The organism is Rhizobium sp. 2YAF20, from assembly GCF_052114685.1.
GTDB lineage: Bacteria > Pseudomonadota > Alphaproteobacteria > Rhizobiales > Rhizobiaceae > Rhizobium.
This window is the reverse complement of sequence record NZ_JBFRFF010000017.1, coordinates 100,214-121,069: the sequence shown is the minus strand read 5'-3', so window position 1 is coordinate 121,069 and position 20,856 is coordinate 100,214. Positions and strand designations below refer to the sequence as shown.

At 59.9% G+C, this 20,856-nt stretch carries 22 protein-coding genes; 9 read left to right on the top strand and 13 right to left on the bottom strand.

Annotated features, from left to right (window positions below):
* Positions 1 to 165: family 4 glycosyl hydrolase (locus tag AB4Z52_RS19720; protein ID WP_442219618.1), on the bottom strand; the 165-nt coding region annotated here is incomplete at its 3' end.
* A 114-nt stretch (positions 166 to 279) separates the two neighbouring features.
* On the opposite strand from AB4Z52_RS19720, the gene AB4Z52_RS19715 reads away from it, so the two are divergent.
* Positions 280 to 1,221 (top strand): AraC family ligand binding domain-containing protein, encoded by a 942-nt coding sequence (locus tag AB4Z52_RS19715; protein ID WP_442219610.1) that lies wholly within the window; start codon positions 280 to 282, stop codon positions 1,219 to 1,221.
* A gap of 14 nt (positions 1,222 to 1,235) precedes the next feature.
* Here the strand turns inward: AB4Z52_RS19715 and AB4Z52_RS19710 are convergent, their stop codons facing one another.
* Positions 1,236 to 1,658: a DUF983 domain-containing protein gene (locus AB4Z52_RS19710; protein ID WP_442219609.1), complete on the bottom strand. Its 423-nt coding sequence runs from the start codon at positions 1,656 to 1,658 to the stop codon at positions 1,236 to 1,238.
* 131 nt (positions 1,659 to 1,789) lie between these two features.
* Positions 1,790 to 3,187, bottom strand: a complete 1,398-nt coding sequence (locus tag AB4Z52_RS19705; protein WP_442219617.1) for an aminotransferase-like domain-containing protein — start codon at positions 3,185 to 3,187, stop codon at positions 1,790 to 1,792.
* A gap of 163 nt (positions 3,188 to 3,350) precedes the next feature.
* Between AB4Z52_RS19705 and tsaA the strand changes: the two genes are divergently transcribed.
* Positions 3,351 to 3,851, top strand: a complete 501-nt coding sequence (gene tsaA / locus AB4Z52_RS19700) for a tRNA (N6-threonylcarbamoyladenosine(37)-N6)-methyltransferase TrmO (protein WP_442219608.1) — start codon at positions 3,351 to 3,353, stop codon at positions 3,849 to 3,851.
* Here the strand turns inward: tsaA and AB4Z52_RS19695 are convergent.
* The 5 genes from AB4Z52_RS19695 to AB4Z52_RS19675 form a co-directional block, all read right to left on the bottom strand.
* The gene (locus AB4Z52_RS19695; protein ID WP_442219607.1) at positions 3,848 to 4,057 is read right to left on the bottom strand and encodes a TOBE domain-containing protein; all 210 of its coding nucleotides are present in this window, start codon (positions 4,055 to 4,057) and stop codon (positions 3,848 to 3,850) included. The two genes, tsaA and AB4Z52_RS19695, sit on opposite strands and share 4 nt — an antisense overlap.
* 179 nt (positions 4,058 to 4,236) lie before the next feature.
* Complete coding sequence (locus tag AB4Z52_RS19690) at positions 4,237 to 5,001, bottom strand: glutamine amidotransferase (RefSeq protein ID WP_442219606.1); 765 nt, start codon at positions 4,999 to 5,001, stop codon at positions 4,237 to 4,239.
* Between the two features lie 65 nt (positions 5,002 to 5,066).
* Positions 5,067 to 6,071, bottom strand: coding sequence for a rhamnose ABC transporter substrate-binding protein (locus tag AB4Z52_RS19685; protein WP_442219605.1), 1,005 nt, complete (start codon positions 6,069 to 6,071; stop codon positions 5,067 to 5,069).
* A 55-nt stretch (positions 6,072 to 6,126) separates the two neighbouring features.
* Positions 6,127 to 7,137 carry an ABC transporter permease gene (locus AB4Z52_RS19680; protein ID WP_442219604.1) on the bottom strand — a complete coding sequence of 337 codons (1,011 nt, stop codon included), beginning with the start codon at positions 7,135 to 7,137 and terminating at the stop codon, positions 6,127 to 6,129.
* Positions 7,134 to 9,713, bottom strand: a complete 2,580-nt coding sequence (locus AB4Z52_RS19675; protein WP_442219603.1) for an ATP-binding cassette domain-containing protein — start codon at positions 9,711 to 9,713, stop codon at positions 7,134 to 7,136. Before AB4Z52_RS19675 ends, AB4Z52_RS19680 begins: the two co-directional genes overlap by 4 nt.
* Positions 9,714 to 10,009: 296 nt before the next feature.
* On the opposite strand from AB4Z52_RS19675, the gene AB4Z52_RS19670 reads away from it, so the two are divergent.
* Positions 10,010 to 11,266 (top strand): ROK family protein, encoded by a 1,257-nt coding sequence (locus AB4Z52_RS19670; protein ID WP_442219602.1) that lies wholly within the window; start codon positions 10,010 to 10,012, stop codon positions 11,264 to 11,266.
* Between the two features lie 296 nt (positions 11,267 to 11,562).
* On the opposite strand, the gene queE is transcribed toward AB4Z52_RS19670, so the two are convergent.
* Genes queE through queC form a run of 3 tightly spaced genes read right to left on the bottom strand, consistent with a single transcriptional unit; the run spans position 11,563 to position 13,363 of the window.
* Positions 11,563 to 12,300: a 7-carboxy-7-deazaguanine synthase QueE gene (gene queE, locus AB4Z52_RS19665; protein ID WP_442219601.1), complete on the bottom strand. Its 738-nt coding sequence runs from the start codon at positions 12,298 to 12,300 to the stop codon at positions 11,563 to 11,565.
* Positions 12,297 to 12,653: a 6-carboxytetrahydropterin synthase QueD gene (gene queD, locus AB4Z52_RS19660; RefSeq protein WP_442219600.1), complete on the bottom strand. Its 357-nt coding sequence runs from the start codon at positions 12,651 to 12,653 to the stop codon at positions 12,297 to 12,299. Before queD ends, queE begins: the two co-directional genes overlap by 4 nt.
* The gene (queC, locus tag AB4Z52_RS19655; RefSeq protein ID WP_442219599.1) at positions 12,653 to 13,363 is read right to left on the bottom strand and encodes a 7-cyano-7-deazaguanine synthase QueC; all 711 of its coding nucleotides are present in this window, start codon (positions 13,361 to 13,363) and stop codon (positions 12,653 to 12,655) included. Before queC ends, queD begins: the two co-directional genes overlap by 1 nt.
* A 273-nt stretch (positions 13,364 to 13,636) precedes the next feature.
* Here queC and AB4Z52_RS19650 point away from each other — a divergent pair, with 273 nt between their 5' ends.
* The 6 genes from AB4Z52_RS19650 to AB4Z52_RS19625 all read left to right on the top strand — a co-directional run bounded on the left by AB4Z52_RS19650 (position 13,637) and on the right by AB4Z52_RS19625 (position 19,400).
* A complete protein-coding gene (locus tag AB4Z52_RS19650; protein WP_442219598.1) occupies positions 13,637 to 14,917 on the top strand; it encodes an ROK family transcriptional regulator in 1,281 nt (426 codons plus the stop codon).
* 104 nt (positions 14,918 to 15,021) lie between these two features.
* Positions 15,022 to 16,095 carry a Gfo/Idh/MocA family protein gene (locus tag AB4Z52_RS19645; protein WP_442219597.1) on the top strand — a complete coding sequence of 358 codons (1,074 nt, stop codon included), beginning with the start codon at positions 15,022 to 15,024 and terminating at the stop codon, positions 16,093 to 16,095.
* Positions 16,095 to 16,928 carry a sugar phosphate isomerase/epimerase family protein gene (locus AB4Z52_RS19640; RefSeq protein ID WP_442219596.1) on the top strand — a complete coding sequence of 278 codons (834 nt, stop codon included), beginning with the start codon at positions 16,095 to 16,097 and terminating at the stop codon, positions 16,926 to 16,928. Before AB4Z52_RS19645 ends, AB4Z52_RS19640 begins: the two co-directional genes overlap by 1 nt.
* Positions 16,925 to 17,725, top strand: a complete 801-nt coding sequence (locus AB4Z52_RS19635) for an alpha/beta fold hydrolase (RefSeq protein ID WP_442219595.1) — start codon at positions 16,925 to 16,927, stop codon at positions 17,723 to 17,725. Before AB4Z52_RS19640 ends, AB4Z52_RS19635 begins: the two co-directional genes overlap by 4 nt.
* A 1-nt stretch (position 17,726) precedes the next feature.
* On the top strand, positions 17,727 to 18,434 hold the full coding sequence (locus AB4Z52_RS19630; protein ID WP_442219594.1) for a ribulose-phosphate 3-epimerase: 708 nt from the start codon (positions 17,727 to 17,729) through the stop codon (positions 18,432 to 18,434).
* Positions 18,435 to 18,437: 3 nt separating this feature from the next.
* A complete protein-coding gene (locus AB4Z52_RS19625) occupies positions 18,438 to 19,400 on the top strand; it encodes an ROK family protein (RefSeq protein ID WP_442219593.1) in 963 nt (320 codons plus the stop codon).
* Positions 19,401 to 19,412: 12 nt separating this feature from the next.
* Here the strand turns inward: AB4Z52_RS19625 and AB4Z52_RS19620 are convergent, their stop codons facing one another.
* Together AB4Z52_RS19620 and AB4Z52_RS19615 are read right to left on the bottom strand one after the other, a co-directional pair.
* Complete coding sequence (locus tag AB4Z52_RS19620; RefSeq protein WP_442219592.1) at positions 19,413 to 20,402, bottom strand: dihydroxyacetone kinase subunit DhaK; 990 nt, start codon at positions 20,400 to 20,402, stop codon at positions 19,413 to 19,415.
* A gap of 43 nt (positions 20,403 to 20,445) precedes the next feature.
* The gene (locus AB4Z52_RS19615) at positions 20,446 to 20,856 is read right to left on the bottom strand and encodes a hypothetical protein (protein ID WP_442219591.1); all 411 of its coding nucleotides are present in this window, start codon (positions 20,854 to 20,856) and stop codon (positions 20,446 to 20,448) included.

Here is a 20,856-nt window from a genome sequence, read left to right as displayed (position 1 = left end):
CTTGCGGGCAACGACGGCGCTTTCCTCCAGCCGCTGCGGGTTGAGGTCCATCAGGGCGATACGCGCCCCCGACAAAGCCGGGCGCTGCAAAACGTCGCCGATGATGTTCTTCATGAACACCGTCGAACCGGCTCCGATAAAGGTGATCTTGGGATTGCCTGCCATAAATCTCTCCGGGCGTCTCTCGTCAGGCTACCTCGAACGCGGCTTTCACCAGCCGGTTCGTGTAGGCGGTTTCATATCTGACAGCTTTTCACATTCTGTCCTTCATCCGAAATTATGCCTATAGTCGCTCGCCGAACAGAGAATGATTATGCTTTCAAGGGTAATTTTATGCTGCAGGATTTGATTGCGAACGGCCCCATCATGCGGACGATTTCGCTACCGCGCGGTCGGCATAGGCTGCATGCCATGCCGACCAGCGCGGGCTATGAAATCCGGGAGAACGAAACCTATGATTGGGATGGCCGCAAGCGCGGCCAGACAGCCTTCACCGTCCTCCAGCACACCATCGGCGGCGTGGGCCGGCTGCGCTATGAGAACCGCAATTACCGGCTCGCGGCCGGCGACACGCTATTGGTGCTGGTGCCGCACAATCACCGCTATTGGCTTGAGCAGAACACGCGTTGGGAATATTTCTGGCTATCGATGAACGGCGAGGAAGCATTGCGCATCCACCGCCTCATTCTTAGCGCCGCAGGCCCGCTTTTGAAGCTGAAGCCGGCGACCATCGACCATATCGCCGATTGCAGCCTGCGGCTAATTCGCGAGGCAGCCACGCCCGCTCGCGCTTCGGCAATCGCCTACGAGGCGGCAATGGCACTCTATGACGACGTCTTCGGCTCTCACGCCTTCGCCGCCGACCTCAGCTTGATGCAGCGCGTGATCGACCACATCCGTGCCAATCTTGAAAGGGCACTATCGGTCGAGGAACTGGCAAGTGTCAGCGGGCTCAGTCGCGCGCATTTCTCACGCGTCTTCACCGAAAGCGAAGGATTGCCGCCGGCGGAATTCGTCCTGCAGCAGCGGATGCAACGCGCCGCGAAGCTCCTGACCAACGCCGCATTCCTGCCCGTCAAGGAGGTTGCGATTATCTCCGGCTTCGACGATGCCAACTATTTCTCAAAGGTGTTTCGTCGAATATACGGGATTACACCGACGGAATTCCGCACCACCGGCATGTATGCAGCCGTCCAGCCGAGGCTTATAGGAGACAAATAGATCTGCCCTCCAGATCAAACCGGAGGAGCCGGGATCGTCCGTTCGCGATCACGGACGCTGGCACCTGCAAGCTTGCCCTCTTCGGCCTTATAGAAATATTGGCTCGCAACTAGCCATCCCTTCAGAGGCCGCAGAGGCGGGATGCAGGTCAACAGCATAAACGGCAATGTCGTGAAGATATGAACCCAATAGGGTGCGTTGAACGCCACCTCGATCCAAAGGGCAAGCGCCACGCTCGGAATGCAGGCAAAGCAGATCACGAAGAAGGCCGGGCCATCGGCCGGATCGGCAAAGGAATAGTCGAGCCCGCAGACTTCGCATGACGGGCGGAGCGTCAGGAAACCACTGAACAGATGCCCCTGGCCGCAGCGCGGGCAACGACCCCGGATGCCTGTCTGGACGGGGGGAAGCGGCGGCCATTTATCGTCGTATGACATTTGGTTTGTCCTTGTCGATGCCTCGCAGGCGAAGCGATGGGCGGCGATGAGCATCTTATAGGACGAATTGCATGGATTGTCAAATAAATGTATGTATAGATTGTACTCATTGTATGTTTTGATTTGACCTCTCAGACAACGGTGATGGAGGCAGCCGGCGGCTGCACCAGCAGATCGGCGAGAATTCCGATACTCTGGCGCAGATGCTCATGATCTTCGGCTGCGCCGAGGCCGAGCCGCACTGCCTCGGGCGCAGGACCGAGCGCAAAGGCGTCGCTCACAACCACGCCAATACCGGCGGAACGAAGCCTGGCCGTGAATTCGCCCCGCGACCACATGGCCGGAAGACGAAGCCAGCCGTGAAAGCCCTCAGGGTCCGCCAACATGCTGCCGGAAGGCAGCAATTCCCTGGCAATCGCCTGCCTTGCCGTGGCCTCGCTGCGAATGGCTCCCAGCACTGCATCGGCCGTCCCGTCCTCTATCCATCGGCTGGCAATTGCAGCGGTCAGCGGCGACGCCATTGCGGCGGTCGCCCTGACGATGCCGGAAAGTCTCACCGCTGCCCGAATGTCCGGGCCAACGAGATAGGCGATACGCAACGCCGGCGACAGGCATTTGGCGAGCCCGGCGATATGGTACACTCGCTCCGGCGCTAGTGCGGCGAGGGGCGGCACCGGCTGGCGCGGCAGGGCGCCGTAGGCATCGTCTTCGACAATTGCGACATCGTACCGGGCAGCGATCTCCAGGAGGGACCTGCGACGCTCCAAAGGCAAGGTGATCGTGGTCGGATTACCGATCGTCGGATTGCAGTAGAATGCCTTTGGCCTGTGCTCGGCGCATACTTGCTCGAAAGCCTCGGGGACGACACCTTCTTCATCAATCCGAACGCCGACCACGTTAAGGCGAAGGTGCGCGGCAACCGATAGAAAACCGGGATAGGTCAGAGCTTCCGCACAGACAGTGTCACCGGGCTCGGCAAGCGAGCTGAGCACAGCGAGCAAGGCTCCTTGCGCCCCTGGACACACCAGCACGCGCTCGGCAAAAATCCCCGGCAAACGGCCGGACAGCCACTCGACCCCCGCAGCCCTATCCCGTGCAGCGCCGCCCGGCTGCTGGTAGCGCAGCAGGAGGTCCAGCCCAACCTCAGCCTCAAGCGCGCCCACCCCTTGCCACATGCGGGCTGTAAGGGCGGCATCGTCGAAACGCGGAGGCAGGTTCATGCTCATATCGACGAGGCCCGTCGGAAGCGGACGGGAGACAGACGGGCGGCCCTGAAGCACGTAGGTCCCCTGCCCCACGCGCCCGTCCAGAAGACCGCGCTTGCGCCCTTCCGCATAGGCCCGTGTAACCGTGGTGAAATCGATGCCGAGCGCTTCGGCAAGCGCCCTTTGCGGGGGCAGCCGTGCACCTGCCGACAACCGGCCGGAACGGATGTCAGCCTGTAGCGCGTCGGCAATCGCCAGATAGACCGGCCCGCCGGCGCGAGCTATCGACGGCACCCAGAACTTCCATGCCCGCTCATTTGCCATGGTCACATGCCCGATTTCATAATGTATGTATATTGTATGTTTTTTTGATTGAGGCAAGAGGATTGCCTGGCGCAAATAGCTGCTCCTTTGCCTGCGGTCGATATGTTTGTATAGATATAGCCAGCCACCTGGCGAAACCGCGTCGCGGCTAGAGGACGTCACAATGGTCCGCGAAAACGAAATCAGAGAAAACGAAGTGGCGATCGAGCCGCCGCAAGCGACCGACGCGGGCCTGGTGTTCATCGGCCGGATATCGACGCCTTGGACCTCGCGGCTCGAATGCCCACGGCAGGGACGCCATGACGGTCCCATTTGCCGGATCGAGATTTTCGAGCCTTGGGTGCCGGCATTGGCGGGTGTTTCGGCTTTCGAACGGCTGGAAATCCTCTATTGGCTCGATCGATCGCGCCGCGATCTGTTGCTGCAAAGCCCCGCCAGCAACGGCAAGGTCCATGGGACGTTCGCGCTGCGCTCACCCGTTCGGCCAAACCCGATCGGCACGTCGATCGTCGAACTAGAGGCGGTCGAGGGGGCCGTTCTCCTGGTGCGCGGCCTTGATTGTCTCGATGGCACGCCGCTCATCGATCTCAAGCCCGATCGCACCCTGTTCAAACCGATCGCCCCACCGCAGCCGGGCGATTTTCAGGCGGGCAATGGCAATTAATCAATTGCGACCATGACATCGGAGGCCTTGACGACCGCATAGGCGCTGCCGCCGACTTTCAGCTCCAGTTCGTCCACAGCCTCGTTGGTGATCGATGCGGTCACGATCGCACCGTTGCCGATGTCTATGCGGACATGCGCAGTCGTGGCGCCTTTGGTGATCTCCGTGATCTTGCCCTTCAGGCGATTGCGCGCACTAATCTTCATGACCAATTCTCCTGCCTGAATTTACGTGACGCGACTTTACGCGGGCCCGGCGGAAAAGCCAGCGATCAGCGAAGCTATGCTCCCTGCATCTTTTTAATCCTGCAGACTGGCCCCGGTAACCGCACACTGATGAAGGTAGCGTCGCCTGCCAAATTTCCGTCGAGGGGCACTTTCGCGCCTCATATTTCGCGCGCGAGCCAGCGGATCATGTTGACCATGAGTGTGTTGTAACCTGACCACTGCATAAAGTCGTGAGATAGCCAGTGTGGCCCAATATCCGTCATCCAGGCGAGCGAGCGGCCCACGCCATAGTCGCGGACGGCGAGGAGCGGAAGATTGCCACTTCGGTCTGCACAATGGAGCAATTCCGTTGTAGCCGGCTCTGCGCGCAACCTCACGCGGTTCATGCCGAGAATGTAAGGCATTGGATGCGAGATCCCGTCCAAGATGGGATGGTCGAGATCGGTTGCGACAGGATCGAGTCCTTCCGGCGCTTCAACTCCGTCCGGAGTGGGCAGGCACAGCACCGGCAGGCATTCCTCGACGGCCGTGCCACGGAACATGGCCGAGCCGTCCATGCCCTGGAAGCTGGTATAACCGCCGGCCATCATCAGCGCACCGCCCGCTTCAACCCATTGCCGCAACAGCTCCAATCGGTTGACGGAACGTTGCCCCAATCGCGTTTCCGACGTATATAGGAGCGACAAAGCTCCTACGTCAGACAGCACAACTGCAGAATACTGCGAAAGCGCCTCCATCGTCCTGGGGAACTCTGCCTCGCATCGATCTCCGCCGATTTGCACCACGTCGATATTCCGTGTCGCCAGCGCTTCGATGAAGCGCAGCGCACCATTGATATAGCGAGACGATGCCCCGACCTCGTATCCTTTTGCGGCCAAAGACGTGACGTGAAACGTCTCGCCGGCAAGCAGCACGGGCTTCATGTCGAATTCCTTGTAGATGACGGGATAGGGGAACGCCGGTCCAGCGTTCCCCCTTCTGCGGTCGATCAGAACTTGAATTCTTCAATGTTGGCAGGCGTCACGATCTTGGCCGGTCCGAGCAGCACTTCGCCGCTGTGTCCGACCTTGTAAGATCCGAGCCTGCCAGCCTTGAAGGTCTCGCCTTCCTTGCCGGTGACCTTGCACTGCGCCACGGCCTGGGCTGCATAGTAGGTTAGGTAGCCGAGATCCTTGACGTTCCACCAGATATCCTGAACCGAACCGTTCTGGATGTACTTCTTGATCAATATCGCCGGCGCCAGACCGGTCAACTTGATCTTGCCCAACAGGCCAGCCTGATCCATCGCCCGAGCGGCGGCCGGCAAGCCTATGCCGGCAGGGATGATGATCCCCTTGAGATTTGGGAATGCCTGCGCAAGGCCCAGGGCCTGCTGCTGATTGACCTGCTCGCTTTCCTGCCCGTATGCGACCTGGACGAGCTTCATTTTCGCGTATTTCTTGTCCGATGCCATCTTCTTCTTCATGAAGTCGATCCAGGCATTCTGGTTCGTGGCCGTCGGCGTCGATGACAGAATCGCAAATTCACCGTCATAACCGATGAGCTGGCCCATCGATTCGAGCATCATCTCGGCCAGGCTATCGCCGGCGGCCTGGTTGAGGAAGAGTGTCCGCGCCGCGGTGGCGACGTCGGAATCGTAGGAAACGACCCTCACACCCTGCTTTTCTGCGCGGCGCAGCGCCGGCGCGACCGCATTGGCGTCGTTGGCGGAGATTGCAATGACGCCAACCTTCTGGGAGACGAGATTGTTGATGAAATCGATCTGCGCTTCCGCCGTTGCCTGCGAGGGCGCCTGCTTGACGGCCTTTCCGCCGATCTCTCCGGCTGCCTCCTCGGCGCCCGTCTGGGCGACCTGGAAATAGGGGTCCGTGTCCAGCTTCGGCAGAAAGCCGACGGTTACCGGAGCCTTGGCGCATTCTTCCGCACTTGCAGCAGTGACGCCGGCAATGAGGCTGCTTGCCAGAAGCAGCGATGTTAAGACCTGATATTTCATAAAGTTTCCTCCTCCAATCTAAGTCCGGTGTGAGTGAGCAGGTGAGTCCCGGAAACTACTCGCCTGTTTTGGGTTTGAAGTATGTGGCGCGAACACCGGCAAAGATGCGCTCTGCGGCGTTGCTCGCCAGAAGTGAGAGGATAAGCAAAAGGCCGATGACGGTGCCTTGCGCGTCGCCGCCGACCTGCAGCAGGCCGAGCACGTTGCGGATGGTGGCAAACAGCAGCAGCGCCCACAGCACGCCGGTCAGCCGGCCGCGCCCGCCAAAGACGCTGATGCCGCCGAGCAACGCGATGGTGATCACGTCAAGTTCCATGCCGAGTGCATTGTTGGCGCGCGCATTGGCAAGGCGGGCGGCATAAACCATGCCCGCTGCTGAACAGACGATGCCAGACGTCACGAACAGGCCAAGGACGACGCGAGCAAGCCCAATGCCCGAATATTTCGCTGCCTCGGGGCTGCCGCCGATGGCATAAATTCGCCGTCCGAGAGGCATTTTTTGAAGCATGACCGCAAAGAACGGTGCAAGGACGAGGAAGGGCACGATCGTCCAGGGAACAGGAGACGCGCCGACAGTATCGATGCCGAAGTCGAGGAAACTATCAGGGAAATCATTGACCGAGCCAGAGCCGAGAAGAATGTAGCCGATGCCTCGGAACAGTGCCATGGTCCCCAGCGTCACGACAAGCGACGGCAGCCCCAGCGCAGTGACCAGAAGTCCGTTGAACGCTCCACACGCAGCGCCGGCAAGTAGCGTCAGCGGCACCGCGGCAGCCAACGGCACCCCGTCCTGCACCAGCAGGCCGAAAATGACGCTGGTTAGCGCCAGGATGCTGGCGACCGACAAGTCTATCTCGCGGGCGATGATCAGCAGTACCATCGGAAGAACGATGAGTGCTCTTTCAGAGATACCGGCCACCGCCTGGGAAATATTGAATACTGAGGCGAAGTTCGGCACGGCAAAGAGGGCATAGACGATGACCCCGATGGTCAATATCGCCAAAAAATTATCCCAGTTGCCGATGCGCGCTATAAAGTCGGGACGATTGCTGACCTTGGCGTTCATGATCTTCCTCCCCGATGGCTCGATGCACGTCGCGCCACATAGGCGTCGATGCCGATCGCTGCGAGTATGACCAAGCCGTAAACACCCTGCAGCCACAGTGGATCGACGCGTACGAGGGTCAGGCCGTTGTTGATGATAAGGAGCGTGAGCGCGCCGGCGGCAACCCCGAGCACCGTTCCCGAGCCACCCCTGACCGCGACACCGCCGACGACGACTGCAGCAATAACCGTAAGCTCAAACCCATAGGCCACGCGTGCGTCCACTGTTGCATAGCGTGATGCCCAGAGCGCACCGTCAAAGCCGGCCAGAAGCCCCGCTGCGGCAAATGCCATCAGAATGCGCCCGCGCGCCGGGATGCCGATCAGACGGGCGCCCTCTGGATTGGAGCCGATGGCAAAAAGTTCTCTGCCGATGGTGGTGTAGCGCAGGACGTAGGCGGCAAGTGCAAGCGTCAGGATCGCGATCAGCAATACCGCCGGCACGCCGAGCACATTTCTGCCAGTCATATCGAGCCAGGCTTGCGGCACCTGGTCGGCGCTCACTTGCGTTCCCCCGGCCCACAGGCTGTTTAGCCCGCGAAAGATCGACATCGTTCCAAGTGTGACGACAATGGCCGGCACCTTGCCGTAGGTAATAATCAAGCCATTGATTATTCCGGCGATGAGGCCGATGCCGCAGGCAAGCAGCACCCCGCCGGCAACGCCGATCTCCGGATGTAGATGAAGGGTCGATGCCGCACCATAGGCGGCAAGACCGATGATTGCCGCCACGGAAAGATCGATGCTACGGGTGATCAGCACCAGCATCTGAGCCACCGCCACAATCATCAACAGACCTGCATCCATGGCAAGCGCAGACAGATTGGCAGCGCTCAACATGCGGATATTCAGGATCGAGATCGGGACGACCACGGCGGCCATCGCAGCGACTAGCCCGAGTTCCCGATGGCCGAATATGCGCTGAAGAAGACCTTTGCCCCTCGGCTTTGGCGCCACGCCGTGATGATGGGCCGGCGTCGCGACGATCTCGCCACCGACCTTTTTCACGATCGCGTCGGTCGCAGCGCCGATGACCTTCTCCTGCGTCGCCTCATCGCGGCTGAATTCGGCCATGACGTGGCCTTCCCGCAGGACGATCATCCGATCGGCCATTCCCAGAAGCTCCGGAAGTTCGGATGAGATCAGGATGATCGCCATGCCCTGGCTCGCGAGATCCGACATCATCGCGTGCACGTCAGCTTTGGTCTGTACGTCGATGCCCTGCGTCGGCTCGTCGAGGATGAGCACGCGCGGCTTCGTCGCCAGCCACTTTGCGAGGACCACCTTTTGCTGGTTTCCTCCCGAAAGCGAACTTACCGGTTGATCGTAGGAGCTGAAGCGCAGACGGAGTCGATCAAGAAAGCGTGCCGTCATGCCGATCTCTTTGGTCCGCGACATCAGACCGCTGCGCGTTGCCTCGTCCAAGACAGTCAGCGATGCGTTGTTCAGGATCGAAAAATCCATGACCAGGCTCTGGCCGATCCGGTCTTCTGAGACATAGGCAATGCCGCGATCCATCGCCTCCTGCGGCGACCCGAGGCTGACTGCAACGCCATCGAGCGTGATGTTGCCTGCAGTCGACCGGTCGATACCGAACAATACGCGGGCGATCTCCGTGCGCCCGCTGCCGACCAACCCACCGAAGCCGAGAATTTCACCCGCGCGCAGCTGAAAGGACACATTCTCGAATGAGCCCTCGCGGGAAAGCCCACTGACCTCGAGCACGACTTTCCCAGGCGTCGTCGCATGGCGCGGATATAGGCCGTCAAGCGGACGGCCTACCATCATTTGCACGGCGCGCTCTCGCGACAAGTCCGTAGCGCGTTCCGTTCCGACAAGCCGTCCGTCACGCAGGACCGCTATGCGGTCGGCTACATGATAGATCTCATCCATTCGGTGGCCGACGAACATCATCCCGACGCCGTGGCCCCGCAAATCGTCGACAACGGTAAAAAGCCGCTCGACTTCTCTTTGCGACAGCGCTGCCGTTGGCTCGTCCATGATGAGGACCCGGGCATCCAGCGAAAGTGCGCGGGCAACTTCGACCAGTTGCTGTTCCGATGTCCGCAATCTGGCCAGCGGCTGCGCAACGTCCACATCGAGGCCAACCAGCCTCAGCAAGCGCTCGGCCTCCGACCGCATATGGGTATAATCGATCTTCCAGCTGGCGCCGGTCTGGCCAATGAAGAGATTTTCCGCGATCGAAAGATCTGGGAAAAGGCCGGGATGCTGGTGCATGACAGCTACGCCTGCCCGCTGCGCCTCGAGCGGCGAAGAAAACCGCACGGGTTGGCCGCCGATTATGATCGCGCCTCCGTCCGGCCGGTGGACGCCTGCAATCAGCTTGACGCAGGTGCTTTTGCCAGCGCCGTTTTCACCAAGCAGCGCCAACACCTCACCGGCGCGTATATCTATGCTGACGTCGGCCACCGCGACTGTTCCACCGAATATTTTCGTAACGCCCTCAAGCGAGGCCACGATCTGTCCGGTCGGTGAAATAGATGCGGCAGTCGAGTGAGTGGAGGACACCTCAAGCATGACCGACACCAGGCGATGCGACGCTCTTCGAGCCAGCTATATATTCAACAAGTGCCATGCTTTCCTCGCCTCTATCACGCCGGCCTAGGTCGCCAACTCCTCTTGGCGCATTTATTAAAGCAATTTACTATAATCTATCTTGCAGTCCGTCAAGCCGGGTTTTATGATCGCTTTGACAAACGCGACGTCACGGCTAGAAGGCTTACATCGCAGGCTGTATGTCCTGTGGAGCAGCAGTCCAGCGTGACGAAGGCATCGGGGGATATCTTCGTCAACTGATCGAGGGATAAGGGCGCATGGCAGGAAAAGGCAGCAACTCCGTTCAACTGCGCCACTACAACGAGCGCGTGGTGCTCGACGCTGTCCGGCGCTTTGGAGAAGCGTCAAAGGCAGAGATCGCAAGATTTGCCCATCTGACGCCGCCGGCCGTTGCCGGGATCGTCGAAGCACTGGCTGAGGCCGGCTACCTCATCGAAAATGGAAAGCGTTTCGGCGGGAAGGGTCAGCCTTCCGCCATGTACGGCCTGGCCAAGGACGGCGCTTTCTCCATTGGCCTGCACATTGGCAGGCGGGCGATGGACGCTATCCTGATTGACTTTACGGGCGAAATGCGGGCATTCGAGACCCACGAGTATGACCATCCGGACCCTGACAATATCCGCCGCCTTGGAGACGAGGCCATTGGCCGGTTCAAGGCGCAGCTAGGCGCCCCTCACAAGACGCGCCTGATCGGCATCGGTATCTCGGCGCCGTACTTCATTGGCGGATGGGACGAAGAGCTGGGCTTCCCGAGCGACGTGCAACTGGCGTGGCGGAATTTTAATCTGCGCTCTTATTTTGCCGATACCCAGAACCTTGCCGTCATGATCGAGAACGACGCGTCTGCAGCGGCCGTCGCCGAGCTCGTCTATGGGCTTGGAAAGCAATATTCCGACTTCCTGCATATCTCGCTCAGCACCTTTGTGGGCGGCGGTCTCGTTCTTGACGGAACCCTACAGACCGGTCCGAACGGGAACACTGCGGCCTACGGTCCCTTCCCAGTCACCCATTCGACCCTCGCCTCCGTGCCAAAGCCTGAAGGGAAATTCGAAGTACTGCTTCACAGGGCATCGATCTATACGCTGGTTCATCATCTGAGAACCAACGGATTTCCGATCACGCGGGTCCGCGATCTCGACCCAATGCCCGCCCAAGCGCGCCATCTCGTGTCCGAGTGGCAGGACGATTGCGCCGACGCCTTGGCGCAAGCGATCATCGGCAGCATTGCGCTGGTGGATCTGGAGGCCGTGGTCATCGACGGCCTCCTCCCCCCTGCACTGCTTTCGGATACGGTCGATCGCGTGCGCAAATGCTTTACCGAGATGGTTCCGCCGGGGCTCATTCCGCCGGCGATCATTGCCGGCGCACTCGGCGCCCGTGCTTCGGCGCTCGGAGCAAGCATCCTGCCGATCTATTCGATGTTCGGGCCGGATACGGGCGTGTTGATGAAAAAGGGCAACGACAAGAAGCCGCTCATGATCGGCTCCGAACCCGACCGGAAGCGAGGGTTCTAGAGCCGTTGATCGTTTCAAGGAAACGCCTCACTGCTCTAGCTGTTTGTCTTGACGCAATTCCTAGGGGAAACCGCTTCGCACTTTTCCTGTTGGGGTCGTCTTGCACGGCATTTTGCAAGCATTTTTTTTAAAGATCAATCCGGCCGGCACTGTGGTCTGTGCTGGAGAAAGAACGATGTGGGTGCCAAGTATATGATTTCGCGGCGTCTAGTGAGGGTTTGCCGGAAGCAGGGTCGTCTTCGCGGTCGACACACGGTCGCCGCATGATGGGGCTTCGCAGGTCAAGTGGAATTGCTCTAAACCCCGCGTCGATTTCCCCAGAGCATGACATGAAGCTGCGGCAGAACGCGGGCTTCGAACCATTTCGTCTCGACGACTTTGTCGATCAGCCATTGCATCCGGTCCATCAGCCCGTCGATATCGACGAAATCATCCTCGACGCTGGGAGATGGTGGTGTGTGGTTGCCGGGCTGGAGATAGACCGGGAAATCGGGGTAGCGGGCCGCAGCCTCGCGCGCGTAGGCAAAATCCAGGTCGTCGAAGACGACGATCTTCAGCACGGTCTGCGGCTTGCCGGCCGCCCGCTCCAGACAGTCGTCGACACTTTGCCAATCGGTGTCCATGCCGCTCGACGGCGGCTTTGGGCTAAGCACCAGCACGTCAAGATCCGCGAACCAATCCTTGGCGATCGACCCCTGCGTCTCTAGTGCAAACCGATAGCCCTCCTCGTGCCCCCGCGCTATCAGAGCCCCCAATGGCTGGATCGCCGGATTGCCGCCGGAAAGCGAGACCATCAACGGCGTGTCGCCTGAGAGGGTCTTGACCTCGTGCCACACCTCCTCAGTCGACATCGTCTTCCACTCGTCGCGATATTGGCTGTCGACCGCGTGCAGGCTATCGCACCAGGAACACCGGAAGTCGCAACCGCCAGTCCTCACAAAGACGGTAGGCAGGCCGATGAGCACGCCCTCACCCTGGATCGTCGGTCCGAAGATCTCGCTGACGCGGATTTCGACAGGCTTCACGCGGGTCACGGCCGGTACTCCGCCCAGGTCTTCGCCGTTTCGCTCACGCGCACGGCCGAGGTCTCCGCAAGCCGCGCCTTGCACCAGTCGTAGAAGTGCTTCGCCAGGCACTCCGCCGTCACCTGGTCATGATCCAGCACTTCGTTCAGATGGCGGTGATCGAAGCTGGCGTCGATGTAGTCCTTCAACGGTGCAAGCTCATGGTAATCGCGCACGAAGCCATGTTCATTCAGCTCGGCCGATGAAAGCTCCACCTCGACGATATAGTTATGACCATGCAGCCGCGCGCATTGATGATCCGCCGGCAGGGCCTTCAACTGATGCGAGGCGGAAAAATGAAATTCCTTGGTAATCCGGTACATTACTTGATCTCCTCGGCGCAGAAGCTTCCTGTCACGGCCACCCAGAAATGCGGATCCTCGTAGTCGGTAGGGTCGTCGATGCCTGCCAGGTGAAAAGCCTCACGCCGCTCGACGCATGTGCCGCAGCGGCCACATTGGCGCGCGCCGCCCTTGTAGCAGGACCAGGTCTCGGCAAATGGCGTGTCGTGCTTTGCACCGTCGGCGACGATATCGGCCTTGGAGATGTTCACGTATGGGGCGTAGAGCGTGACATTCGCGTAGCCGTCCAGCGCCTGGTTCTGCATCGATTGGAATGCGTCGATGAATGCGGGACGGCAATCCGGATAGATGAAGTGATCTCCGCCGTGGACGGCAGTCGCCACCGCATCGGCCTTCTGGGCCGCCGCAAGACCAAAGGCGATGGCAAGCATGATCGCGTTGCGGTTCGGCACGACGGTGATTTTCATGCTCTCTTCGGCATAATGGCCGTCCGGCACGTCGATATCATCCGTCAGTGCCGAGCCGCCGAGGTGACGGCCGATCTCGCTGATGTCGATGATCTGATGCGGAACGTTGAGGCGAGCGGCGCAGGCAGCGGCGAAATCCAGTTCCTTGCGATGCCTCTGGCCATAGTCGAAGGAGAGAAGCCCGACGAGATCGTGCTCCGCTGCGACCTTGTGCGCAAGCGAAACGGAGTCCAATCCGCCGGAGCAGATGACGATGATTTTCATGATTGGTGTCCTGTTTTGACCGGGTAGGCTGCGACCGGAGTTTTACCTGCGCGCTCTTTAGGCCAAACGAGACGGTTTGGAAAGACGATGTGCGAAGCAAGGCCCGCCGAGACAAGAAGAGACCGCTCCCGGGATGCCGTGTTGCACACCAGTCAAAGGTCAGCTTGTCGGACCCGGTATTGACAGACCGATGGGGCCAATTGAGCGGGATCAAGGAAGAAGTCGAAAGTATCAACGCCTAGCGGTCAATAGTTTTTTTTGTAATGAAATTATATGCAATTGCTGACTTTTGATGCCGGCTCCGCTACAGGTGGCAACATCGGTGTAGCCGTGCCACAGCGGAATCATATGGCAGACCAGACGCTTGCAAAATACTTGAACGAGTTGCGCATCCTGACGATGCTTCGAATGCAGGGGCCTGCAAGCCGTGCCGACATCGCTCGCCGCCTGGCGCTGACGCCTGCGACGATCACCCGGTTGATTTCCAACCTCGCCCAAAAGGAACTGGTGAGCGAGGTTCGAGATGGCATTTCCAACCCCGCCGCGCGCGAGCCTGGAAGGCCGGGAGTGAGTGTCGCCATCAGCCCGAATGGCGCCTATTTTCTCGGAGCGGAGATCGGGGTCGGCGTTCTCAGATTTTCACTGATCGACCTCACCGCCACCGTTGTCCATTCTACCGAAATTCTGGTCGCCAAGACCATCTCCCCTGTCGAGGCGGTCAAAGCGATCGTCGACCATCTGACGATGCTTGAGCATGATATCCGGTTTTGCAAGCGCATCCGCGGCGCCGGCGTCACAGTGCCGGGGCTGGTGACCTCCGAGGGCTTCATCCTCAACCTGCCGATCCTCGGCTGGCGCGACGTCAATCTTCGCGAAATGCTTGGTTCGTCGCTCAGCCTGCCGTGTTTTGTCGAGAATAATGCCAATGCGGCCGCCTTCGGCTCCGTCTACACCCAGCCTTCGCTTCCGAGCATCTGCACCATATTTCTAAAGCTCGGGACAGGATGCGGCGGTGCTGCGATCGTCAACGGCCGGCTGTTGCGCGGTGCAAACGGGACCGCTGGAGAATTCGGCCATTTGCGCATGACCGAGCACGGACCCCACTGCAGCTGCGGCCAGGACGGCTGCCTCGAAAGCTGGGTCAATCTTGGGGCCTTGGCGCGCGCCTATCATGGCAGGGACGATCTCCAGGACCCGGAATACGCGGCCCTCCCGGCTGCCGTCGTTGCTGCTGCGGAAAACGGCGATGCGGCAGCTGGCGCCGCGATGGATCATATCGTCCATTACCTCGGTCTCGGCATCGTTTCGCTGGTCAACATCTTCAATCCAACGACCATCATGCTCGGCGGCGTCATGCGGCCAGTCCTTGAAAAACGCCTTGAGGCCATCCAATCGCGCGTCGCCGAAATGATCGTCCCTGGCACGACAGTTCCGGACGTTCGGCTCTCGTTGCTGGGTACCTTCGAATGCGCCACAGGCGCCGCCACGATCGCCCACCATCACGCTTTCGACATCTCGACGGTTGAGCTTTCGGAGCCGGTGCTCAGGCCCTAGGTGAGCCGAAAGGTCGCAGATCCTGGCTTGACGGTATTTTATTTCTTTACTAAAGATATTAACAAGGCGACCTCAAACACTTCGAGTCTACATAGGAAGATTTCATGTCTAACGAAGCACGTCGTCTGAAGGTCGGCATCCTCGGTTGTGGTCCGATATCGCAAGCCGCCCATTTCGAAAGTGCGGCGAAAGCGAGCAATGCCGAGCTATATGCAATCTGCGACGTCGCCGATGATTTGCGCGCTCGCATGGCGGCAACGCATGCGCCCGAGAAATCCTTTTCCGATTATGACGAGATGCTTGCCGATCCCATGGTCGACGCCGTGGTGATCGCGACCTCCGATGCCTTCCATGTGGCTGCGGCCATTGCCGCGCTGAAAGCCGGGAAACATGTGCTCTGCGAGAAGCCCGTCGGCGTCTCGGTGGAAGAGGTCGGGACCTTGAAACATGCGATCGAGACCAGCAGAAAGGTTTTTCAGGTCGGCCACATGAAGCGCTTCGACGCAGGCTTGCAAAGTGCGAAGGCCTTCATCGACACCGAGATGGGAGAGCTATTGGCGCTGAAAGCCTGGTACTGCGATTCCACACACCGTTACCAGGTGACCGACGCAGTCCAGCCGTTGATGGTCAGGAGCAGCAACGCCCGAAAGCCCGCCGGCGACCCGAAGGCCGATCTTGAGCGCTACTTCATGCTCGCACATGGCAGCCACCTGCTCGACACGGCGCGTTATTTTGCCGGCGAGATCGTCGAAGTCGAGGCACGCCTGCGCCACCGCTTCGGCGCCTATTGCTGGTTCGTCGATGTCGCCTTTGCAAGCGGCGCATTAGGTCATCTTGATTTGACCGTGGCAGTGCGCATGGACTGGCATGAGGGCTTCCAGATCTACGGCGAGAATGGCAGCGTCCTTGGCAAGACGTATAATCCCTGGCTCTACAAGACGAGCGAGGTCGATATCTTCCACGAAAAGTCGGGCGAAACGACACGGGTTCTGGGAGCGGACGGGCACTTCTATCGCCGGCAGCTGGAAGGTTTTGCCGACACGATCCTCAACGGAGCCAGAATGATCGGTGCCGATATCAACGACGGCCTGGCATCGGTCCGCGGCATGGTCGCGATCGCGCAGTCAGTGCGCTCGGGCAAGGCCGTCAGACTGGCCGACGTTTCCGGAGCGGTGTGATGAAGCTCGGGATATTTGCCAAGACATTTTCGGGCCCATCGCCGCTCGAAGTGCTGCAGGCTGCGGCCGCTAGCGGCTACGCATGCGTGCAATACAACATGGCGTGCTCCGGGATGAGCCCGCTTCCGCCGCATATCGAGCCCGCGGCCGCTGATTCCGTTAGGCATGCATCGCTCAAGACTGGAGTGGAAATCGCTGCGGTTTCGGCAACCTACAACATGATCCACCCGGACTTTGCGACGAGAAAGGCCGGGCGGCAAAGTTTCGAAGCGATAGCCTCCGCGGCCGGCCGCATCGGGACAAAGCTGCTGACGGTCTGCACGGGCAGTCTGGATGCCGAGGACCAGTGGCGCCACCATCCGGACAACCAGGGCGATGCTGCATGGCGCGAAATGATCAACGAGTTCCAGATCCTAGTCGAGATTGCCGAGAGGCATGACATTCTCATTGGAGTCGAGCCGGAACTGGCCAATGTCGTCAACTCCGCGCAGCGAGCACGAGACCTGATCGACACAATCGGCAGCGATCGCATTCGTATCGTCTTCGACCCGGCCAACCTCTTCGAGGAGGTCACACCTGGAGAGCGGCGTGCGATCATCTCGGAGGCGGCCACTCTGTTAGGCGACCGCATCGAGATCGCACATGCCAAGGACAGGAACGCCGACGGCAGCTTTGCAACGGCCGGCAAGGGGGTGATAGACTACCCGCATTATATCGTTGCGTTGCGCAGCGTCGGGTTCCGTGGCGAGCTTGTCGCCCATGGCCTCAGCGCCGAGGAAGCTCCGGGCGTCGCGGCATTCCTGAATGGGGTTATTGGAGCAGCCGCGCCGTGAACCTGACGCACTACTTTAGAGCAGGCCTGAACTTCTCTGTTCACGAAAGCGGAAGCGGCGAGCCGATGGTGTTCCAGCACGGCCTTTGCGGCGACGCGAAACAGCCCGCAGCGGTTTTCCCCGATGATATCGGCTGGCATTGCCTGACGCTTGAATGCCGTGGTCACGGCAGTTCGGATATTGGCCCGCACGGGAATTTGTCGATTGCAACATTTGCCGACGATCTGGCGGCCCTGATCGAAGAGCGGCAGATCACGCCTGTTATCGGCGGCATATCGATGGGCGCGGCAATCGCGCTTCGCCTGGCCGTAACCCGGCCGGAACTGGTGCAGGCCCTTGTGCTGGCAAGGCCTGCCTGGCTCGACACGCCAAACCCTAGCAACATGCAGCCGAATGCGATCGTCGGGCAGCTCCTTCATGATTTCTTGGCGGACGAGGCACGATTCCGCTTCGAAGCATCCGATGTCGCGAGGACGCTGGCGATGGAAGCCCCCGATAACCTTGCATCGCTCCGAGGGTTTTTTGGCCGCCGACCCCTATCCGATACTGCCGAGCTCCTTTGCAGGATCTCGAGCGATGGGCCCGGCGTTTCCATGGAGCAGATTAGATCGATTGGAGTGCCGACGCTTGTCATCGGCCATGCACGAGACTTCGTCCATCCGATTTCATATGCGAGGACCTTGGCGGAATGGATTTCCAACGCCAGGTTTGTCGAAATCACGCCGAAGGCCGACAGTCCTCAACAATACCAGAACGATTTCCGCGCAGCCCTTGCGACATTCCTGGAGGAACTTTGAAATGCACCCTGAGGCTCATTGGCTCAATGCTCTGCCGACCGACCGGCTGCTTGCCGAAATGTCGCTCTGGTCCGCGGAGCTCGGACATCTGGTCGATGAAATTGAGCGCGTCGATGCGCTGACCGATATCTATCACATCGATGTCGCCGATGGTCACTTCTCGCCGGCGCTACTCTTCTTCCCCGACCTCGTTGCAATCTGCCGAAAATCGACCAAGAAGCCGCTGCATGTGCATCTGATGGTGTCTGACGCCATTCTTCAGGACCAGATCAAGCAATTTGCCGATGCCGGCGCGGATCTGATCAGCATCCATGCTGAGAACAGTAAAATCGAGGAATGCCTTTCTCTGATCGAAGATCTTGGATTGATCTCAGGCATTGTATTGCAGTTGCATACCCCCGTCGCGGCGGTAGCGCCCTACCTTGATCGCATCAGCGTGCTTACTTTGCTTGGCACCCGGATCGGCATCAAGGGCCAGGGGCTGGACGAACAGGCCGGGCCTCGCCTGCGCGAGGCAAAGTCGCTGATCGCGGCTAAGGCGGCCAACAAGCGCATCCTCCTGGCCGCCGATGGCGGAATTCGCGAACATACCGTTCCGGGATTGCGGCGCGCCGGCGCGGAAACGATCGTGATGGGGTCGCTCGCATTCAACGCCGACCACTTCGAAAAGCGAATGGTATGGGTCAGGGCCCAACCCGAAGAGGCGTGATCCATGGGCGACCGGCTGTCTATCGGCTTCGATCTGGGTGGCACGCAGGTTCGCGCCGCACTCGTGGCGGGCGGTGGCGTTCGGAGGCGAGCGGCGGTCCTGACCGATGTTGCCGGCGGCCCCAACTCCGTCGTCGGGCAGTTCCGCGCGTTGGCCGCGAAGATATGTGAAGGCATCGACTTTGATCATATTGGAGCGATCGGCATTGCCGCACCCGGCCCGATGGATACGGAAACCGGCGTTGTCGACCACATCCCGACGCTTCCGGGATGGAATGAGTTTCCTCTCCGCCAACGGCTTGCCGAGGAGTTCCAGCGCCCAACGATCGTTGAAAATGATGGCATTGCAGCCGCCTACGGCGAATGGAAACATGGGGCCGGGAAAGGCCTTGATCACCTCGTCTATGTCACCGTCAGCACCGGCATCGGCGGCGGGGTGGTTGTTGACGGTCGGTTGATGCATGGGCGGCGCGGCATGGCCGGACATGTCGGACATTTCCAAATTGCTCCGGATGGCCCCGTCTGCTCCTGCGGCGCCGTCGGTTGCTTCGAGGCGTTTGCCGCTGGCACGGCGCTTGGCAAACGCGCCCACATGGCCGCTACCGGCGATCCATCGGGCTACCTCGGCTCAAAAGCGTCTTCCGAAAAAATCGTGTCACGCCACGTTGTCGACGGCGCACGACTTCATGATGCCGAATGTCTCGCTTTGTTGCGAGAGGAGGCGGAATATCTCGGCGTCGGCTTTACCGGGCTGATTCATCTGTTCAGTCCTCAGCGCCTGATCATGGGCGGTGGTGTTGCCAAGGCGTTCGACCTGATGAGCGACGATATTCATGCCGTCATCAGACGCAACGCGATGGCACCGTTCAAGGATATTCCGGTCGTGGTTGCGGCGTTGGGCGACGATTGCGGTCTCGTCGGGGCCGCCGCCTTGGCATTGGCCGCTGTCGAACCCACAGACCGATAGTGGCGGCGGCCGTCAGCTCCATCTCAGGGCTGCAGTGTGAACTGGCGCGTCCCAAAGCGCAATTTGCTCGTCATTGAGAAGAGCAAGAGTTATGGAAATGCCTTGCATGTCGAGCGAAGTGACGAAAGTTCCAACGAGCGATCGCGCAATCTTTATATCTGCTGCCTCGAACATGCGCCTTGCAAGGCCGTACATCAGGTAGAGCTCCGCCGGCGGCGTGCCACCCAGTCCATTGACGAGCAGCAAGCCTTGCGCTGTACGGTTGGGCCCGCAAGCAGCGAGGATCTCGTCGCACATTTCGCGCGCGGCGGCTGCTGCTCCGGAATAGACCTGCCGCGAGCGGCCCGGTTCTCCATGTATGCCCACGCCAACTTCCATCTCGTCGGGGCCGAGCGAAAAAATTGGCCGGCGCAATTCCGGCACGCTCGCCCCTCGAAGCGCGACGCCCATTGTGAATATGCGCTCCGGCAACTCCGACCCCAGGGAATGGAGAGCGGCAAGCGGCATGCCGCGTTCGGCCGCCGCTCCGATCAGCTTCTCGGTTACGACTGTGCCTGCAACGCCGCGTTTGCCGCTTCTGTTGGAGAGACTGCTGGCTATGTCGTCGCCGACGAACAGCATTTCGACACGATGTCGTTCTCTGGCAGCTTCCGCGGCCATCTCAAAGTTCATGATGTCGCCATCATAGTTCTTGACGATCAGCAGGCAGCCGCCGCCGGTGTCCGTCGTCTCGATGGCGGCAAGGATCTGGTCGGGCGTCGGCGACGTGAATATGTGGCCGGTGCAGGCCGCGTCCAGCATGCCGTGCCCAATGAAACCAACATGCAGCGGTTCGTGCCCCGCTCCGCCTCCCGATATTAGGGCCGGCTTTCCTGCCCTGAGAGAACGACGAGCAATGCATTTGCGTTGCGGGCAAAAGGTGAGAATATCTTCATGAGCCGCGACAAACCCTTCCAGGCTCTCGGCGACCATGGTGTCGGCCATGTTCATGAATTTCTTCATATCTCCTCCGACATCGATTCTAATCTCGCAAACTCATTCCAGTCTACTCTCCACCCTCTGAAAGCCGGGCAATCCTAAGGATAAACTCCTCCAGCGCCTCATCAAATATTCGATTTTTCTTATCACTGCCAAAATCGGGCACCGTCAACGATAGCTGCCGGGAGCCATCCCTTGCGGCCAAGTCCGGCAACCTTCCCGGATGGGCAAGTTGATAGGCCTTCAAAAAGTGCTCTTGCTCCGTCGGGCTAAAGTGGCAGACCTTGAAAATGGTCGGAAGATGTCGGGCCGGCAAAGGAGTGGAATAGGTCGGGCTTGTGATCTGCGTTACAAAGCTACGGTGCTTTCCCAGCGCATCGGCGAGCCGCTGCCGCGTTCCGGACGGGCGCATATCGATGATGCCGGCCAGGATAATCTTGTAATCGACAATCGTCGATTCAGCAGGGTCTCGCGCCAT

Bases quoted from the DNA above. Each gene is read 5' to 3' on its own strand.
- AB4Z52_RS19715 (WP_442219610.1), top strand. From the start codon at position 280: ATGCCTATAGTCGCTCGCCGAACAGAGAATGATTATGCTTTCAAGGGT.
- AB4Z52_RS19710 (WP_442219609.1), bottom strand. From the start codon at position 1,658: ATGTCATACGACGATAAATGGCCGCCGCTTCCCCCCGTCCAGACAGGC.
- AB4Z52_RS19705 (WP_442219617.1), bottom strand. From the start codon at position 3,187: ATGGCAAATGAGCGGGCATGGAAGTTCTGGGTGCCGTCGATAGCTCGC.
- tsaA (WP_442219608.1), top strand. From the start codon at position 3,351: ATGGTCCGCGAAAACGAAATCAGAGAAAACGAAGTGGCGATCGAGCCG.
- AB4Z52_RS19695 (WP_442219607.1), bottom strand. From the start codon at position 4,057: ATGAAGATTAGTGCGCGCAATCGCCTGAAGGGCAAGATCACGGAGATC.
- AB4Z52_RS19690 (WP_442219606.1), bottom strand. From the start codon at position 5,001: ATGAAGCCCGTGCTGCTTGCCGGCGAGACGTTTCACGTCACGTCTTTG.
- AB4Z52_RS19685 (WP_442219605.1), bottom strand. From the start codon at position 6,071: ATGAAATATCAGGTCTTAACATCGCTGCTTCTGGCAAGCAGCCTCATT.
- AB4Z52_RS19680 (WP_442219604.1), bottom strand. From the start codon at position 7,137: ATGAACGCCAAGGTCAGCAATCGTCCCGACTTTATAGCGCGCATCGGC.
- AB4Z52_RS19675 (WP_442219603.1), bottom strand. From the start codon at position 9,713: ATGCTTGAGGTGTCCTCCACTCACTCGACTGCCGCATCTATTTCACCG.
- AB4Z52_RS19670 (WP_442219602.1), top strand. From the start codon at position 10,010: ATGGCAGGAAAAGGCAGCAACTCCGTTCAACTGCGCCACTACAACGAG.
- queD (WP_442219600.1), bottom strand. From the start codon at position 12,653: ATGTACCGGATTACCAAGGAATTTCATTTTTCCGCCTCGCATCAGTTG.
- queC (WP_442219599.1), bottom strand. From the start codon at position 13,363: ATGAAAATCATCGTCATCTGCTCCGGCGGATTGGACTCCGTTTCGCTT.
- AB4Z52_RS19650 (WP_442219598.1), top strand. From the start codon at position 13,637: ATGCAATTGCTGACTTTTGATGCCGGCTCCGCTACAGGTGGCAACATC.
- AB4Z52_RS19645 (WP_442219597.1), top strand. From the start codon at position 15,022: ATGTCTAACGAAGCACGTCGTCTGAAGGTCGGCATCCTCGGTTGTGGT.
- AB4Z52_RS19640 (WP_442219596.1), top strand. From the start codon at position 16,095: ATGAAGCTCGGGATATTTGCCAAGACATTTTCGGGCCCATCGCCGCTC.
- AB4Z52_RS19630 (WP_442219594.1), top strand. From the start codon at position 17,727: ATGCACCCTGAGGCTCATTGGCTCAATGCTCTGCCGACCGACCGGCTG.
- AB4Z52_RS19625 (WP_442219593.1), top strand. From the start codon at position 18,438: ATGGGCGACCGGCTGTCTATCGGCTTCGATCTGGGTGGCACGCAGGTT.
- AB4Z52_RS19620 (WP_442219592.1), bottom strand. From the start codon at position 20,402: ATGAAGAAATTCATGAACATGGCCGACACCATGGTCGCCGAGAGCCTG.
- AB4Z52_RS19615 (WP_442219591.1), bottom strand. From the start codon at position 20,856: ATGGCGCGAGACCCTGCTGAATCGACGATTGTCGATTACAAGATTATC.